Consider the following 16,156-nt stretch of genomic DNA (forward strand, 5'->3'; position numbering starts at 1 on the left):
TCCCGTGCTCTTTGCATGGCCGGAGGCCGGGCTGCGGGGAGAGGTGAGGGCTGCGGATGTGCGGGATATGCGGCATCTACCACGTTGATCAGGAGAAGGCGGTGGACCAGCTGACCCTGCGGCGCATGACGGAGGTGATCGTGCATCGCGGGCCGGATGACGACGGCTTCTACCTGGACAACGGCGTGGGCCTGGGGATGCGCCGGCTGAGCATCATCGACCTGGTGACCGGCAAGCAGCCGATCAGCAACGAAGATGGCAGCGTCTGGATCGTGTTCAACGGCGAAATCTACAATCACCTCCCCCTGCGCAGGGAGTTAGAGAGCAAAGGCCATCGCTTCCGGACGCGCGCCGACACCGAGGCCATCGTCCACGCCTACGAGGAGTATGGTGAGCGCTGCCCCGAACACCTCAACGGCATGTTTGCCTTTGCTATCTACGACCGCCGCAAGCGACGGCTGTTGCTGGCACGCGACCGCTTGGGCATAAAGCCGCTCTACTACACCTTCGACGGACGACGGCTGGTCTTTGGCTCTGAGCTCAAGTCGCTGCTGCAAGCGCCCGACGTGCCCAGGCAGTTGGATTGCAAAGCCCTGGACGCCTATCTCACCTTCGAATACATCCCCGCACCGCTTTCCATCTTCCGCGGGGTGGCCAAGTTGCCGCAGGCACACACCCTCTTGCTGGAGGATGGTCGCCTGCGCCTTCGCCAATATTGGGATGTGGCCTTTGGCGTTGGTGAGGGGGAGGACAGGTCAGAGCAGGAGTGGGGCGAAGAGCTGGTCGACTTGTTGGCCGACGCGGTGAAGATCCGGCTGATGAGCGATGTGCCGCTGGGGGCCTTTCTCAGCGGTGGACTGGACTCCAGCTCGGTGGTGGCGATGATGAGCCGGGCCATGAGCCAGCCGGTGAAGACCTTCTCCATCGGCTTCACCGAGTCGACCTACAATGAGCTGGATTATGCACGCACCGTGGCGCAGGTCTTTGCTACCGAGCACCACGAGGAAATCCTCACGCCGGATGCCGTGGCGTTGACCGAGACGCTGGTCACCCACCTGGATGAGCCCTTAGGCGACTTTTCCATCTTCCCGACCTACATGGTGTCGAAGATGACGCGGCAATACGTCACGGTTGCCCTGTCCGGCGACGGTGGCGACGAGTTGCTGGCCGGCTACGACACCTACATTGCCGACCGCCTGGCCCGCTCCTACGCGCGGCTGCCGCAGTTCCTGCGCCGCAGCCTGATCGAGCCGTTGGCTTCCCGTATGCGCCCCACCGAGAAGAAAAAAGGCCTGATCAACCGCACGGTCCGCTTCGTGCAAGGGATGGCCCTGCCTGCCCACCTGCAACACGTGCGGTGGATGATTTTTCTTTCCCAGGCACAGAAGGAAGCGCTCTACGCGCCTGCGCTGCGTGAAGCTCTGGCCGGGACAACTCCCTACGACTTTATCGAGCAATACTTCGACCGGGTGCGCAGTGCCGACCCCCTGAGCCAGCAGCAATACGTGGACATCAAGACCTATTTGGCGGACGACATACTGGTCAAAGTAGACCGGATGAGCATGGCTGTCTCTTTGGAGGCAAGGGTGCCATTTCTTGACTACCGGCTCGTGGAGTTGGTGGGCCGCATGCCGAGCGCACTTCGCCTGCGCAGGGGTCAGACCAAGTACATTCTCAAGCGGGCAATGCGGGGTATCTTGCCGGAAAAGATCCTCACGCGGGGCAAAGAGGGATTTAGCATCCCCATCAAGAACTGGCTGCGCCTCGAGTTGCGCCCCATGATGTTAGAGCTGCTGTCGCCAGAGCGCTTGCGCCGCCAGGGGTACGTCAATCCGGGCTACGTTGCGTCGCTGATCGAGGAACATCTCGCAGGCCGCGCCAATCACAGCCACCAGCTGTGGGCTTTGATGGTCTTTCAGAAGTGGCATGACCTCTACATGCGGAGGGAGGGATGACGCTGACCGCCTCAGCCAGACTTCTCGAAGAGATTCGCCGCTATTGGAACAGTCACATCCACGACTTAGAGATCGCCCACCACGAAGTGGGCACCCTCGGCTTCTTTGATGACCTGGACGAATATCGCTTCGACAAGCTGCGCTACCTGCCACGGCTCGTGGACTTTGCTGGGTTTGCGGGCAAGAGCCTTTTGGAAGTGGGCTGTGGTGTGGGCATCGACCTTGTGCGCTTTGCCAAGGGGGGAGCCATCGTCACCGGGATTGACCTCGCCGAGCAGTCCATCGCGCTGACCAGACAGAACTTTGCCCTCCGGGGCCTTTCCGGCACGTTCCTCGTCATGAACGGCGAGGAGATGGAATTTCCGGACAATAGCTTCGACGTCGTCTATGCCCACGGCGTGCTGCAGTACACCGCAGACCCCGCCAAGATGATTGGCGAGATCCACCGGGTGCTCAAGCCGGGAGGGGAAGCCATCATGATGGTCTACAATCGCCATTCCTGGCTGCGGCTGTTGTCCAAGGTCATGCATGTGGGGCTGGAGCACGAGGATGCTCCGGTGTTGCGCGTCTTTTCCGGAGGAGAGTTTCGCAAGTTGCTCGGCAGTTTTCGCGAGGTGCGTCTGGTGTGTGAGCGATTTCCGGTCAAGACCAGGCTTCACGGCGGTCTCAAGGGGGTGCTGTACAATGGGCTCTTTGTGCCCGCGTTTTCGCTCATTCCCAAGCCGTTGATACGCTGGTCGGGTTGGCACATCATGGCTTTCGCCCGCAAATGACGGCCGAAGGCAGGAGTGGTGCTGAAGGCGACGATGACGATTCTGGGTATCTCGGCCTTTTATCACGACAGCGCCGCGGCCCTTGTCCATGACGGCCGACTGGTGGCTGCCGCGCAGGAGGAGCGTTTTTCCAGGGTGAAGCACGACTTCCGCTTTCCGCGCCAGGCCATCGCCTATTGTTTGGCCGAGGCTGGCCTCGATGGTAGCCAGCTCGACCTGGTGGCTTTCTATGACAAGCCGCTGTTGAAGTTCGAGCGGATCTTGGAGAGTCACTTGGCCTATGCACCGCGAGGGGTGCGCGCTTTCAGGAAGGCCATGCCAGTTTGGTTGAAACAGAAGTTGTGGATGGATGAGTTCATCCGCAGCCAGCTCGGATACCGGGGCAAGATCATCTACCCGGAGCATCACCTCTCGCACGCCGCGTCAGCCTTCTTTCCCTCGCCTTTTGCCGAGGCTGCGATTCTGGTGGCCGACGGGGTCGGCGAGTGGGCCACTACTACCTATGGCGTGGGGCGCGAGCAGGCGATCACCCTGCTGGGCGAGCTACGCTTTCCGCATTCGCTGGGACTGCTTTACTCGGCCTTTACCTACTATCTTGGCTTTCGCGTCAACTCCGGGGAACACAAGGTGATGGGCTTGGCGCCCTATGGCGAGCCCCGCTACGTGGAGCTCATTCTCGGCCGACTCATCGACTTGAAAGAGGACGGCTCCTTCAGGGTGGACATGGGCTACTTCGACTATGCGGTGGGGCTAGTGATGACCAACCGACGGTTTGCGCGCCTTTTCGGCGGTCCACCGCGTCGCCCAGAGGGGCCACTGTCGCAGCGGCACATGGACATTGCCCGTTCCATCCAATGGGTGACTGAAGAGATCGTCCTCAGGATGGCCCGCCATCTTCATCGGCAGACCGGGCAGAGTAATCTCTGCCTGGCAGGCGGTTGCGCACTCAACTGCGTGGCAAACGGGCGCTTGCTCCGTGAGGGACCGTTCCGCGGACTTTGGATTCAGCCTGCCGCCGGTGACGCAGGAGCCGCATTGGGTGCGGCCCTGGCCGGTTGGCACATGTTCGCCGGCAGGGAGCGCCACGCCGCTGGGGTACATGACCGGCAGCAGGGTTCCTATCTCGGCCCAGCGTTCTCCAACGAGGAGATCGAGAGGTACTTGACCTCCGTGGGTGCGGTCTACCAGAGGATGCGACCTAAGGATTTGGCGCAACATACCGCCGCGCTCCTGGAGCGAGGCCAGGTGGTGGGGTGGTTCCAAGGACGCATGGAGTTTGGGCCACGTGCCCTCGGCAACCGGAGCATCTTGGCGGACGCGCGGTTGCCGGCCATGCAGGAGGTGGTCAATCAAAAGATCAAGTTCAGAGAGTCGTTTCGCCCCTTGGCCCCCAGCGTGCTGGAGGAGTTCGCGGGGCAGTACTTTGAGCTTGACTGTCCCAGTCCGTACATGTTAGTGGTGGCGCCGGTGGTAGCCAGCCAGCGACTGCCGCTCAAGAATTCGGATCGCTTGCTGGCCGGCATAGAGCGCCGGAGAGCAGTCCGCTCTACGATCCCCGCGGTGACGCACGTGGACTACTCCTCGCGGGTGCACACTGTAGAGCACACGTGCAACCCTCGGTTTGCAGAAGTCATTGAGGCTTTCCGGAAAAAGACAGGTTGTCCGGTAGTAATAAATACTTCGTTCAACGTGCGCGGCGAGCCTATCGTATGTACTCCGGAGGATGCTTACCTCTGCTTCATGAACACTGACATGGACTACTTGGTCATGGGGGATTTTGTGCTCGACAAGAAGCGTCAAACTCAGTTGGCGGTGCGGCAGAGGCGGAGATTTGCACTGGACTGAGGCAGAGTGAGAGACAAACGATTGACCTCCTTTGGTGCGGGGCTGGCGGGGGTGTTGAGCGTCTTGGCCGTGCTGCGGCTGCTTCACGCCGGGCTCGGGAGAAGCTGGTGGCTCTTCTGCGCTGCGGCGGTGGTGGCCGTAGCAGCTCTCCTGCTGCCGAGCGCGCTGCGGCCGCTCTACCACGCCAGCCGCAAGACTGGGTTCGCCCTGGGCTGGCTCAGCACCCAATTGCTCCTGACGGTGGTCTACTACCTTGTGGTTACGCCGATCGCTCTCGCACTACGTCTCCTCGGCCGTGACCCACTGAAGCGCCGCCCGGAGCCCACGCGCACCAGCTACTGGCAGGCCCCGGAGCATCGTCTGGGCAGTGACCAGTACTGGCAGCGACAGTTCTGAGTGCGCCCAGCCAGGGTGGTTGTGTGACGAGGAGATTGAGATGGGAAACGACAGCTGGCAGCTCGAGATGTTTCGGCGCTCGCTGAAGAAGCGGGCAAAGATGCGGACGCTCATCGCCCTGTTGCCGGACCTGGCGGGCAAGCGCTGTCTGGACGTCACCTGCGGCGACAACACCGGCTCCTTGAACTATTACTTCCGCGCGCAAGGCGGCTGGTGGGTGTCGGCTGACTTGGAGGGGCGCAACTTGCCGGTGATGGTGAGCCTGCTCAAGGAGCGCGTGCTTCACCTGGACGAGCAGCATTTCTGCTTCCCGGACGACAGCTTCGACGTGGTCGTGTCCATCGACTGCCTGGAGCACTTGCATGAGGAAAGGCCCTTTCTCGCCGAGCTTTACCGCATTGTCAAGCCTGGCGGGACGGCCATGGTCACCGTGCCCAATGGCGACGGGCGACTGTTGGCGAACAAGATTAAGAACTGGATCGGCATGACGCCCGACAAGTACGGACATATCAGGCCAGGTTATACGCGCGAGCAGCTGGCTGCGGTGGTCAGTGCCGTGGGGTTCCAGGTCGTGGGGCGTGCGGGCTACTCACGCTTTTTCATGGAGTCATTGGAGTTGATGATCAACGCCATGTACGTGTTGGTGATGAACAAAGACAAAGCCGAGGCGCCAGAGGGAGTCATTGCCCCCACCTCGCAGGAGGCGTTGAAGAGCCATGGCCTGTCTTACATGCTGTACAGTCTCATCTATCCTGTGTTGTGGTTGATTTCACGCCTGGACTACCTGTTGTTTTGGGGCGGACACTATGCAGTGGCGGTGCGTGCAGTGAAACCAAACAGACAGGAGTGACGAGGGAAACATGAAGGTTATAGTGACAGGAGCGGGGGGCTTTATCGGCAGCCATTTGGTGGAACGTTTGGCTGAGCACGGGGTGCAGGTGGTGGCCGTGGACGTCCATTTGCCGCCCACGGTATTTGCTGCCGGCGATGGGGCAGTAGAGATGGTGCAAGGCGACTTTCGCGACGAAGGCCTCATGCGCAAGGCGCTAAGCGGCTGCAGCGTGGTCTTTCATTTGGCCAGCGCCCATCTGCAGACCCATCTGCCGGACAGCGAGTACTGGGACGTGAACGTTCATGGCCTGCTGCGCTTCCTGGAATGGAGCAGGGATGCAGGGGTCGAGCGCTTTGTGCATACGAGCACTGTGGGCGTCTACGGGCACATCGAGCGCCCACCTGCCACCGAGGAGACCGAATGCCGGCCGCAGTCGATCTACGGTGAGACCAAGCTTGCCGGCGAGCGCGCTGCCCTGCGCTTCTGGGCGGAGCATGGGTTGCCGGTGGTTGTCCTGCGGCCGGCCTGGGTCTATGGGCGGCGGTGCCGGCGTACCGAGCGCCTGTTTCGCATGCTGCGCAAGGGGCACTTCATCAAGTTCGGCCCGTGTCGGAATCTGCGCCACCCAGTCTACATCGAAGACATGCTGGACGCTTTCGAGCTGGCCGCCCAGCGACCAGAGGCGGTTGGCCAGGTGATGATCATCGCCGACGAGCAGGCACTCACGACGGCGGAGATGGTGGCGGCATTCTGCGAAGTACTTGGGGTGCCGGAGCCAAAGGTGCGGCTCCCTCTGCTCCCCATGAAGCTCCTTGCCGTGCTCGCCGAGAGTACCGGCAAGGCGCTGCATCGGGAACCGCCCTTTTCGCGGCGCAGCCTGGAGTTCTTTACCACCAACAACGCCTTTGACATCAGCAAGGCGCGCGAGGTGTTGGGCTTTGCGCCCAAGTACGAGTTCCGCGAGGGATTGAAGGCGACATTGGACGCGATGAAGGTGGCAGATGAGCAGAGGCGCCGAGCGGAGGTCACCGCCAATGCCGGAGGCTGAGCTGCTCAAAAAGCGGGCAAGCCAGCACTTTGACGACTGGGCCGATCACTACGAGGCCGGCCGGATGAGCCGCTGGTTCCGCCACTTTCAGGCGCTCATCATCAAGGCCATAGCCCCGGGCCCTGGCCAGCGCGTGCTCGACGTGGGCTGCGGCACCGGCTGGGCAGTGCGCAACGTTGTCCAGAGGGAGCCTGCTGCCTTCGCGTGTGGGCTGGACATCTCCCGCGCCATGCTGCAGGAAGCGGTGCGCCGCCGCGGAGCGATGAGGCGCGCTGCCTTCGTGCAAGCGGATTCTGAGCACATCCCCGCCAAAGACGCCTCCTTCGATGCAGTCATTTGTTCGAGCTCCTTTCACCATTACCCGGCGCCAGTTGCCTCGTTAGGCGAGATGCGGCGCGTCCTCAAGCCGGGTGGGATGCTGCTGCTCCTGGAGACGAGCCGCGAGGCCTTCTGGCCCATCGCCATTTATGACTTTCTGCAGCGCAGCTTCCGCTCTGACCACATGCGGTACTATGCCACGAACGAAATCGTCTCTTTTTTGCGCCAGGCGGGCTTTGCCGAGATTTCTGAAGTGGTTCGCGAACGAGGACTCTTCCGCCACGGCAAGCTGGTGACCTCAGAGGTGCTGGTGCGCGCGGTGAAACGGTAGGCCCCATGGCAGCGCAAAAGTTACACCGTGCCATTACCGACGAGTCGCAGTCGCCACTGCGTCGCTACCAGATGCTGGCGGTGGGGAGTAGGCGTCTTTGGGAGCTGGTCAAGTACGAACTCGTCGTCATGTTTGCCAGTTGGCTACCGGGTGCCCTTGGCTTTTGGCTGCGCAAGAAGTGCTACCCGCTGTTGTTGGGCGCATGTGGCAAAAACCCAGTCTTCGGACAGCACGTGACCATCCGTCATGGCAGCAAGATTCGGCTTGGGGAAAACGTGGTGATTGACGACCACGTCGTGCTGGATGCAAAGGGCGAGGGCAACGAAGGCATCACCTTAGGCGACAATGTCATCATCGGGCGCTACTCCGTGCTGAGCTGCAAGGATGGCGCCATTCGCATCGGCAACAACACCTCGCTGGGAATCTCCTGCGTAATCCATTCGGTGGGGGAAAGCAGCGTGGTCATCGGCAACGACTGTCCCATTGCTGCTTACTGCTACATCATTGGCGGCGGCAACTACCGGTATGACCGCCTGGACGTTCCCATCATGCAGCAAGGTGCCTATTCCAAGGGGGGAATCGTCATCGAAGACAATGTGTGGATCGGGGCACAGGTGGTGGTGTTAGACGGAGTGACCATCGGTACTGGCAGCGTAGTGGCCGCAGGTGCGGCAGTGTATCGCAGCGCGCCCAAGATGAGCATTGTTGGCGGCGTGCCTGCCAAAGTGGTGAGGAGGCGGACCTGAACTCGCCGGAGCGAGCCCACGAGCCGTCCGAGCGCAGACGGACGCGCGCGCTGCTCTTGACGATCGGCCGCGCTGTTGTGAGCGCCGGTTTGATCGCGCTCCTTTTCTTGCGGGTAAACCTGGACGGAATCTGGGAGGCCATGCGCCAGGCGGATGCGAGCTTCTTGGCTGCAGCCTTTTCGCTCCTGTTTGTCGGCTACCTCATTAGCACCCTGCGCTGGCAGATGCTGCTCAAGGCCTTGGGCATTCACCTTCCTTTTCGCCATCTGCTTGCTTCTTACTGCGTGGCCATTTTTGTCGGCAATTTCTTGCCCAGCACCGTGGGGGGCGATGCGGTGCGCGCCTACGACACGATGCGCATGTCTGGTCGCAAGGCCGGGCCGATTGCCGCGGTGGTGGTCGATCGCCTCTTGGGAGTCCTGGCCTTGGTGTTGTTTGCCGCGGCGGTGGTACTGGTGCGGGTGGAAGGGAGTGCCCACGCGCCCTGGTTGCGTTGGGGCGTGTTGACGGGCCTGGTGGTGATGGTGGCCATGGTGGCGTGGATCTTCTGGCACAGGCCTGCCGCGCTACCGCAAGAGGACCCTTCTTCGGCAGAGCCTCGTGGGGGCCTGAGCGGGTTCGCGGGCAGGGCCGTGGGCGCATTCCGTGCGTTCGGGGGCAACACCGCGGCATTGACAAAGGGGATCGGTTACTCGCTCCTGTTGCAAGCAAATGTGGTGCTCCACTACTACCTGGTTGCCAAGGCGGTAGGCATCACTGTTGGGCTGGGCCATTTTTTTCTCATAGTGCCGATCGCCACCATCTTGACCATGCTCCCGATTACCATTAACGGTATCGGCATCCGGGAAAATGCGTTTGTCTTCTTGCTCACCCCATTTGTGGTTCACCCTTCGACCGCGATCGCCTTCACCTGGATCGGCTTTGGCATGATGCTCTTGTATGGGGCGATGGGGGGCATCGTGTACGTCCTGCGGCGAGGAGCCTCTTCAGTTACCAAATCGTAATCCGCAAACGGAGCTGTAAAAGGCGGGGCTTCGTACACACCATCATTGGAGACGCAACCTCCCCTGGTTTCTGCACATAGGTGGTTACAGCCTCTTCATGTCTCAAGGCACGAGTGTTGTCGCCTGCACCGCGCAGGGGAGCCTTCAGGACAGAGGAGGAACGAGCGATGAGACGAGAGAAGATGACTCGGCACTGGAGAGCTCGACGCAGCTTGGGGGTGGCCTGGCTCCTTGGCTTCATTGGCCAGGCTGCCGTTTTCTGCTGGGGTGCGCCTGGCTTGGCGGGCGAGGTGCTGAGTACGCAGGGGAGCAAGTTCTTTCTGGACGGCAAGCGCTTCGACATGTGGGGGGTGCGTACAGTGAACGCCCTGTGGGACGACCAGACCACCGCCCGCTTCCTGGAGGCCCTCCCGGAATACAAGCGCCACAGCGTGAACACGGTGGGCGTCAACCTCCAGGGCGGGCATCCCGGTTTTGAGCGCGATGTCGGCACCGGCAAGTGGTACTCCAACAGCGCCTTCAGGAGCGACGGGTCGCTCAAGCCAGAGTACATGGAGCGCCTGCGGCGCATCTTAGAGCGAACCAAAGAGCTGGACATGGTGGTGAACGTGGGCTATTTTTACCAGCGGCAATGCCGCAAGGCGGCCCTCACAGAGGTGCTGGACCACGACCACTGGGATAGCGACGAGGCGATTTACCGTGCCGTACGCGAGGCCACCGCCTGGCTTAAGCCATATCGGCATGTGTTCTTAGACATCGCCAACGAGTTTGGCCACCCGGGCTACCAGTACCCGAATGTCTTCCCGGACCGGGGGGCGGTGTCGACGGAGACGCTCATCGCTAAGGCGAAAATCTTGGTGGACGTCGTCCATGAGGTCGATCCGGAGCGCTTGTGCGGCATCAGCCCCATTTCCGATAAGGGCATTCTGGCCGTGCCAGGCATGAACGTCGCCTTCACTCATGGCCATCCGCAGCAGCACCTGTCGGGGAACATGCCGCAGGTGAACAACGAGCAACTGAACCGGGGGAGCAACGGGGTCTACGACGAGGCCACCAAGGCGACCATCATGGCCGAGGCCTTGCAGGAGCGAGACAACGGCAACTACTGGTTCTGGCACAGCGAGTGGATCCAGTACGCGCCCTTTCATTTCGATGTGCAGGGGAGCGGGACGAGCGCCGACCCTGGAGACGGTTGGATCTTCCGCTTCATCGCACAGGCTTCCGTGGCCATTGCCGTGCAGATCGTGCGGCCGACAAGCGGGCTGGTCAGGGAAGGCGAACAGATGGTCTATGAGGGCGAGGCGTACGACCGCTCGGGAGCTCTGATTACCGACCCCGCAGCTTACAGCTGGTCGCTTCTGGAAGTAGGGGCACAAACCCCTATAGCCTTGGGCAGCGGCCGGACCGGGACGGTGCAGATCCCCAAGCAGGGGAGTTTTCGCCTGGGCCTGGATGTCTCGCACGCTGGCCAGACCAAACATGCCGATAAGCTCCTCATCGCTGGCGATGCCACCGCGGCTGATTTCCCCATTGGCGTGGATGGTGTCTATCCGGCGCTGGCCATGGACGCTTTCGGCCGCATTCACCTGGTTTACGCAAACGTTGACGGTGTCCACTATATGTGTTACGACGAAGGCGGGTGGAGCGCCGACGAGCGCATCCCTAACTCTGGCGGCGCGGACATGAGCCTTCGTCAGGCACCAGAGGTAGATGTGGATGGCTTCGGCAATGCGCACGTGGTGTGGGGCGACGGCTCCGGCGGCCTTCACTACAGCACCCGGCAGGGGAAGCAGTGGAGCCAGCGCCTGGACCTCGGCCCTGGCCGCGACAACAACATCGTCGTCACCAACGACGGGACTGTGTACGTCGTCTACCGGGGCTACGTGACCGGGGAGTTGGCCGAGGTGCACGCCCGGCGCAAAGCAGCAGGGGAGGCAACATTTGGCCCGGTGGAGAAGCTGTACGGCGACGGCAGCGATCGCAACCACTGCTATCCGGCGGCGGCGCGCGATGCTCAGGGACGCATCTATGCCGTCTGGCGCTGGGACGATTACAGCGGCACGAGCTACGACCTATTTCTTTCCCGGTGGGAGAGAGGAAGTTGGAGCGTGCCAACGGCCATCGAACGTGGCGACAAAAAGGTGGGCGAGGGGATCGACATCACCGTGTCCGCACTCGGTGTCCCGCACGTTGCCTATTACGACGGCTGGGTGCGTGTGATCTACCTCAGGGACGGGCGGTGGGACATGCTCCGCACTCCTTTGGAGTGGGACGCGGTCCGAGGTGACCACCAGCCAGAGATCGCGGTGGATGGCGCCGGCAGGATCTATGTGGTGAGCGCCCAGGGAGATCGAGAGCAGTTTCTGCCAGGAAACCGGGTTCTCTACACGGTCTACACCCCTGGTGCCGGCTGGAGCGCTCCGCAGCCGATCAGCGTCAGTGTCAGCGAGGGCAATGCGCAGGTTGACGCGCTCGCTCTGCAGAACGGGGCGTTTGTGGTATGGAAAGACAAGCGCGGTGGGCTGTACTACCGCATCCTCGGCGAGGGAAGGGTGAAGAACAATCGGCCACCGGTAGCCAGCATCACCGCCGAGCCGCGCACAGGCCCCGCGCCCCTCACCGTGCGGTTCCGCGGCGACCAGTCTGCAGATGCAGACGGGCAGATTGTCTCGTACTATTGGGAGTTTGGGGACGGTTCCACCTCGCGGGAGGTGAACCCAGTCCACACCTACGAACAGGCGATGGGCTATGAGCCGCGGCTCTACGTGACGGACGACCGCGGTGCTACCACCATGGAGATCACCTACATCGAGGTGACTCCAGGCCAGAGCGGCGGTTTGGTGACGAACGTGACGCCGCGTGCGTACCGGCTCGCCTACGTTCGCGAAGGGGACACCTATTACGTAGACCGCGACTACCGGGTGGTTGACGTGCCCCAGGCATACGAGCGCCTGTTGTGGTTGAAGACGCGAAATGCTGACAAGATGGATGCCTCTCTCGCCGTGAGCTTTGTGGTGACAGAGCGCGCGAGGGTCTTTGTGGTCCACGACTCGCGCGTCACGCCGCCCGCGTGGTTGGTGGATGGGTTTGTGCGCACCGGCGACATCCTGCAAGTCAGCGACGTGGGCAACAGTGACTTTCGCATCTGGCAGAGCAAGCGGGAGTATCAGGCGGGCGAGCAGGTGAGGCTTGGCCCCAATGGCAATAGCAGCGGGGCATGCAGCATGTACGTTGCCCTTGTGCGGCTTGGTGAGCGCACCGCTGACCTCACGCCGCCAGCGCGCGTGACAGGCGTGACGGCAAGCCCGTAGCGCTGCACGCATGTGAATGCCAATGCCAAGTCCCGTTGCTCATTCCCTCGTGGCCTACGTGCTCCACCGCAGCCTGCCGTCCCCGGCGCCTCGTGGAGCGCGTCTGTCTGTTCTGGCGGCTATGGTGGTGGTGGCCAGTCTGCCAGACGCCGATTTTCTTGTGGGACTGGTGGCGGGCGATGCCAATCTCTACCACCATGGCCTGACCCACAGCATTGGCTTCTGCGCCTTGGCTACTCCGGTAGCAGCGCTGATTCTGGACAGATGCTGGGCACTGGGATTCTGGAAATGGACAGCAGTCAACGGCATCCTCTTGACTTCGCACTTGGTGCTGGATGCCTTGACTGCAGACACGCGCGCTCCCTTTGGCCAGCCACTCCTTTGGCCTTTTTGGGGAGGGTACTTGCAAGCGCCGACGACCGTGTTCCTGGACGTGCGACGTCTGGGGGCGCGCACAGAGTTCTTCTCAAGTTTGTGGAGCACACATAACCTCAAGGCTGTGGCATGGGAGATACTGCTCCTTGGCCCGTTAGTGGCCCTCTTGGGCGTGCGCAGAAAGTCCCGCAATGCCACATAAGAGCAGGATGCCGGTGGCGATGACCAGTGTACAGACAGCCAGAAGGCAATCATCTGCGGCCAGGCCCCAGGTCTCGGTCGTGGTGCCGCTGTTCAACGAGGTGGACAATGTGCGGCCTTTGGTTACTGCGCTGGTGGACACATTGCGCAAAGAGGGGCTCACTTACGAAATCATTCTCGTGGACGACGGGAGCACGGACGGCACCAGCGATGCGCTGCGGGAGGTACAGGCACACCATGAGCACGTGGTGGTGATTCGCTTGCGGACAAACTTTGGGCAAGCGCCTGCCCTTGCTGGCGGCTTTGCGCGGGCTCGGGGCGAGGTAGTGGTGACCATGGACGGGGACCTGCAGAACGATCCGCGGGACATCCCCCGCCTGTTGGCGACTTTCGAGCAAGGGTACGATGTGGTGAGCGGTTGGCGGAAGCGGCGCCAGGACGGCCTCTTCATTAGGCGCATCCCGTCCATGCTTGCCAACCGCCTGGTGTGCCGGGTCACCGGGGTGGCGCTCCACGACACCGGCTGTGCCTTGAAGGCCTACCGGGGGGAGATTGTGCGGCGCCTTCATCTGTACGGGGAGATGCACCGTTTCATTCCGGCGCTGAGCAAAATGGAGGGCGCGCGCATCACCGAGTTGGTGGTAAACCATCATCCGCGGCGCTATGGCAAGTCCAAGTACAACCTGAGCCGTACCTTCCGCGTGATTCTGGACCTGGTCACCTTGAACCTGCTCATGCGCCACCTGCGCAATCCCTTGCGTTTCTTTGGCACCATCGGCGTGTTCTTCGCCTTAGCGGCGCTCGGCACCCTGCTCGCTGCGCTGGTGTTCGCAGGTCTTGTGACCGACGACCCTGGGGTGCTCAACGTGCTCATCACTTTGCTCTTTTTGCTTCTGGTCTCGGCTTTCCAGTTTCTCTTCTTCGGGCTGGTGGCGAAATTGATTGTCGAGACGGGCACCCGCCGGGAAGACTACTTCTTTGACCTGGGGCCGATGTCTGCCGACGGAGGCAGCACATGAGTGTGGCAGTGGAAAACACGTCCCCAGCGGTGCACGTCGGAGCGCTGCCCAGGGAAGAGGCCAGCGGCCCCGCCATTTCCGTGATCGTGGCCCTGCACAATCACGGCGCCCTGCTCCCTGGCCTGTGCGCGCAGTTGATGGCGGAGCTCAAGGAACTGGGGCAGTCGTTCGAAATTGTGCTGGTGGACGACGGCAGCGCCGATGCCACCTTTGCTCAAGCGCAAGAGCTGGCCCACCAGCACCGCGAGCTGAAGGTGGTGCGCATGCGCTCTACCTTCGGAGAAGGCTCCGCTTTCGACGCCGGCCTGAAGCTGGCCCGCGGCCAGAGCATCGTCTTCATGGCTGGCCGGGTGCTGACCGATCCGCGCGGTGTACGGGGGCTCTTGGAGCGCATGTCTCAAGGCGCAGACTTGGTTATGGCCTGGCGCTACCCAAGGCGGGACGCGCACATAAACCGCATCGTCTCGCGGCTGTTCAACGCCCTGGTGAACCGCCTTGCGGGACTGAACCTGCATGACATCAACAGCGGCATGTTCGCCGCCCGCAGAGAAGTGCTCGCCGAGCTGCCTTTGTACGGCGACATGCACAACTTCTTGCCGGTGCTGGCTGCCCGCTACGGTTACCGCGTGGACGAGGCGCAAGTGGCCCAGCTGCCGGGCAGCTTCCGCAAGTCCATCTATCCAAAGGAATACCTGCGCCGGCTGCTGGACATTGTCACCGTGCTCTTTCTGACCAACTATGCCAAGAAGCCGCTGCACTTTTTGGGGTTTCTCGGTGGCATTCTCGCCTTCGTTGGTGCGGCGATCGAGCTTTATCTGTTCGTCTACCGCGTGCTGGCCATCGGACCGATAGCCGGCCGGCCGCTCCTGCTGTTGGGTGCCCTCCTCTTGGTCATCGGCTTGCAGATGATTTCCATCGGCCTCATCGGCGAGATGATTATTTTCACCCATGCTCGGGACATCAAGGAGTACAACATTGCCGAGATCATCGAATAGGCGGCGGGAGAGTCGCGGGTGAAGCTGATTATCCAAATACCCTGCTACAACGAGGAGGCCACCCTGCCGATCACCTTGCAGGCGCTGCCCAAGAACGTGCCCGGAGTGGATGAGTTGGAGGTCTTGGTCATTGATGACGGCAGCACCGACCGCACAGTGGAGGTAGCCCGGGCGCACGGGGTGAACCATATCGTGCGGCTGACCAAGAACAAGGGCCTGGCCGAGGGGTTCATGGTTGGCCTTGACGCCTGCCTGAAACTGGGCGCGGACATCATCGTCAACACGGATGCGGACAACCAGTACTGCGCGGCTGACATCGAAACCCTGATCCGCCCGATTCTGGAAGGCAAGGCTGAAATGGTCATCGGCGACCGCCAAATCAATGGCCTTGCCCATGTGCCTTTTGTCAAGAAGAAGCTCCAGCTCCTTGGCAGTTGGGTGGTGGGGCAGGTTTCGGGCACCAGCATACCGGATGCCACCAGTGGATTCCGGGCGATGAGCCGAGACGCTGCCCTGCGCCTCAACGTCGTCTCGAACTTTACTTACACGCTGGAGACCATCATCCAGGCGGGCAAGAAGAACATCGCCTTAGCGCATGTGCCGGTGCGCACCAACAGCACGCTGCGCGAATCGCGCCTGTTCAAGAGCATCTGGGCCTATGTGCGAAAGTCGATGGGCACCATCTTCCGCATCTACACCATGTACGAGCCGCTGCGCATGTTTCTCTACATCGGCTCTGCGGTATTCGGCGTTGGTGTGCTCATCGGGTTGCGCTTCTTGTACTTCTACCTGTTTGCCGGCAAGGGAAGCGGGCATATCCAGTCCTTGATCCTGGCCGCCATTCTCATCATCGTCGGCTTTCAGGTCTTCATGATTGGGCTGCTGGCCGACTTGATCGGCGCCAACAGGCGACTGATCGAGGAGGTCCTCTATCGCATCAAGAAGACGGAACTAATCGTTTCTGGGAGGAAGTGACGGGCAACCGCTATCGAGAAAGGCTGCAGGGA

At 61.6% G+C, this 16,156-nt stretch carries 14 protein-coding genes; all 14 read left to right on the forward strand.

Annotated features, from left to right (window positions below; genetic code table 11):
- The first annotated feature begins 56 nt into the window (after nt 1-56).
- The 14 genes from asnB to NUW13_10295 all read left to right on the forward strand — a co-directional run bounded on the left by asnB (nt 57) and on the right by NUW13_10295 (nt 16,124).
- The gene (asnB, locus tag NUW13_10230; GenBank protein ID MCR4439401.1) at nt 57-1,955 is read left to right on the forward strand and encodes an asparagine synthase (glutamine-hydrolyzing); all 1,899 of its coding nucleotides are present in this window, start codon (nt 57-59) and stop codon (nt 1,953-1,955) included.
- Nucleotides 1,952-2,728, forward strand: coding sequence for a class I SAM-dependent methyltransferase (locus NUW13_10235; protein ID MCR4439402.1), 777 nt, complete (start codon nt 1,952-1,954; stop codon nt 2,726-2,728). Before asnB ends, NUW13_10235 begins: the two co-directional genes overlap by 4 nt.
- Nucleotides 2,729-2,761: 33 nt before the next feature.
- Nucleotides 2,762-4,573, forward strand: a complete 1,812-nt coding sequence (locus tag NUW13_10240) for a carbamoyltransferase (protein MCR4439403.1) — start codon at nt 2,762-2,764, stop codon at nt 4,571-4,573.
- Nucleotides 4,574-4,579: 6 nt separating this feature from the next.
- Nucleotides 4,580-4,969, forward strand: coding sequence for an SxtJ family membrane protein (locus NUW13_10245; protein ID MCR4439404.1), 390 nt, complete (start codon nt 4,580-4,582; stop codon nt 4,967-4,969).
- 40 nt (nt 4,970-5,009) lie between these two features.
- A complete protein-coding gene (locus tag NUW13_10250; GenBank protein ID MCR4439405.1) occupies nt 5,010-5,819 on the forward strand; it encodes a methyltransferase domain-containing protein in 810 nt (269 codons plus the stop codon).
- Nucleotides 5,820-5,829: 10 nt separating this feature from the next.
- On the forward strand, nt 5,830-6,849 hold the full coding sequence (locus NUW13_10255; GenBank protein ID MCR4439406.1) for an NAD(P)-dependent oxidoreductase: 1,020 nt from the start codon (nt 5,830-5,832) through the stop codon (nt 6,847-6,849).
- Entirely contained in the window at nt 6,836-7,498 is a 663-nt protein-coding gene (locus NUW13_10260; protein ID MCR4439407.1) for a methyltransferase domain-containing protein, read from the forward strand. The genes NUW13_10255 and NUW13_10260 overlap by 14 nt, the downstream gene beginning before the upstream one ends.
- A 5-nt stretch (nt 7,499-7,503) precedes the next feature.
- Nucleotides 7,504-8,244: an acyltransferase gene (locus tag NUW13_10265; protein MCR4439408.1), complete on the forward strand. Its 741-nt coding sequence runs from the start codon at nt 7,504-7,506 to the stop codon at nt 8,242-8,244.
- 77 nt (nt 8,245-8,321) lie between these two features.
- Nucleotides 8,322-9,248 (forward strand): flippase-like domain-containing protein, encoded by a 927-nt coding sequence (locus NUW13_10270; GenBank protein ID MCR4439409.1) that lies wholly within the window; start codon nt 8,322-8,324, stop codon nt 9,246-9,248.
- Between the two features lie 167 nt (nt 9,249-9,415).
- A complete protein-coding gene (locus NUW13_10275; protein ID MCR4439410.1) occupies nt 9,416-12,559 on the forward strand; it encodes a PKD domain-containing protein in 3,144 nt (1,047 codons plus the stop codon).
- Nucleotides 12,560-12,581: 22 nt separating this feature from the next.
- A complete protein-coding gene (locus tag NUW13_10280; protein ID MCR4439411.1) occupies nt 12,582-13,136 on the forward strand; it encodes a metal-dependent hydrolase in 555 nt (184 codons plus the stop codon).
- Nucleotides 13,137-13,155: 19 nt separating this feature from the next.
- A complete protein-coding gene (locus NUW13_10285; GenBank protein MCR4439412.1) occupies nt 13,156-14,154 on the forward strand; it encodes a glycosyltransferase family 2 protein in 999 nt (332 codons plus the stop codon).
- Nucleotides 14,151-15,149, forward strand: coding sequence for a glycosyltransferase (locus NUW13_10290; GenBank protein ID MCR4439413.1), 999 nt, complete (start codon nt 14,151-14,153; stop codon nt 15,147-15,149). The genes NUW13_10285 and NUW13_10290 overlap by 4 nt, the downstream gene beginning before the upstream one ends.
- Before the next feature lie 18 nt (nt 15,150-15,167).
- Nucleotides 15,168-16,124, forward strand: coding sequence for a glycosyltransferase family 2 protein (locus NUW13_10295; protein ID MCR4439414.1), 957 nt, complete (start codon nt 15,168-15,170; stop codon nt 16,122-16,124).
- Nucleotides 16,125-16,156: the final 32 nt, after the last annotated feature.

Source organism: candidate division KSB1 bacterium, from assembly GCA_024655945.1.
Lineage (GTDB): Bacteria > Zhuqueibacterota > Zhuqueibacteria > JANLFK01 > Oleimicrobiaceae > Oleimicrobium.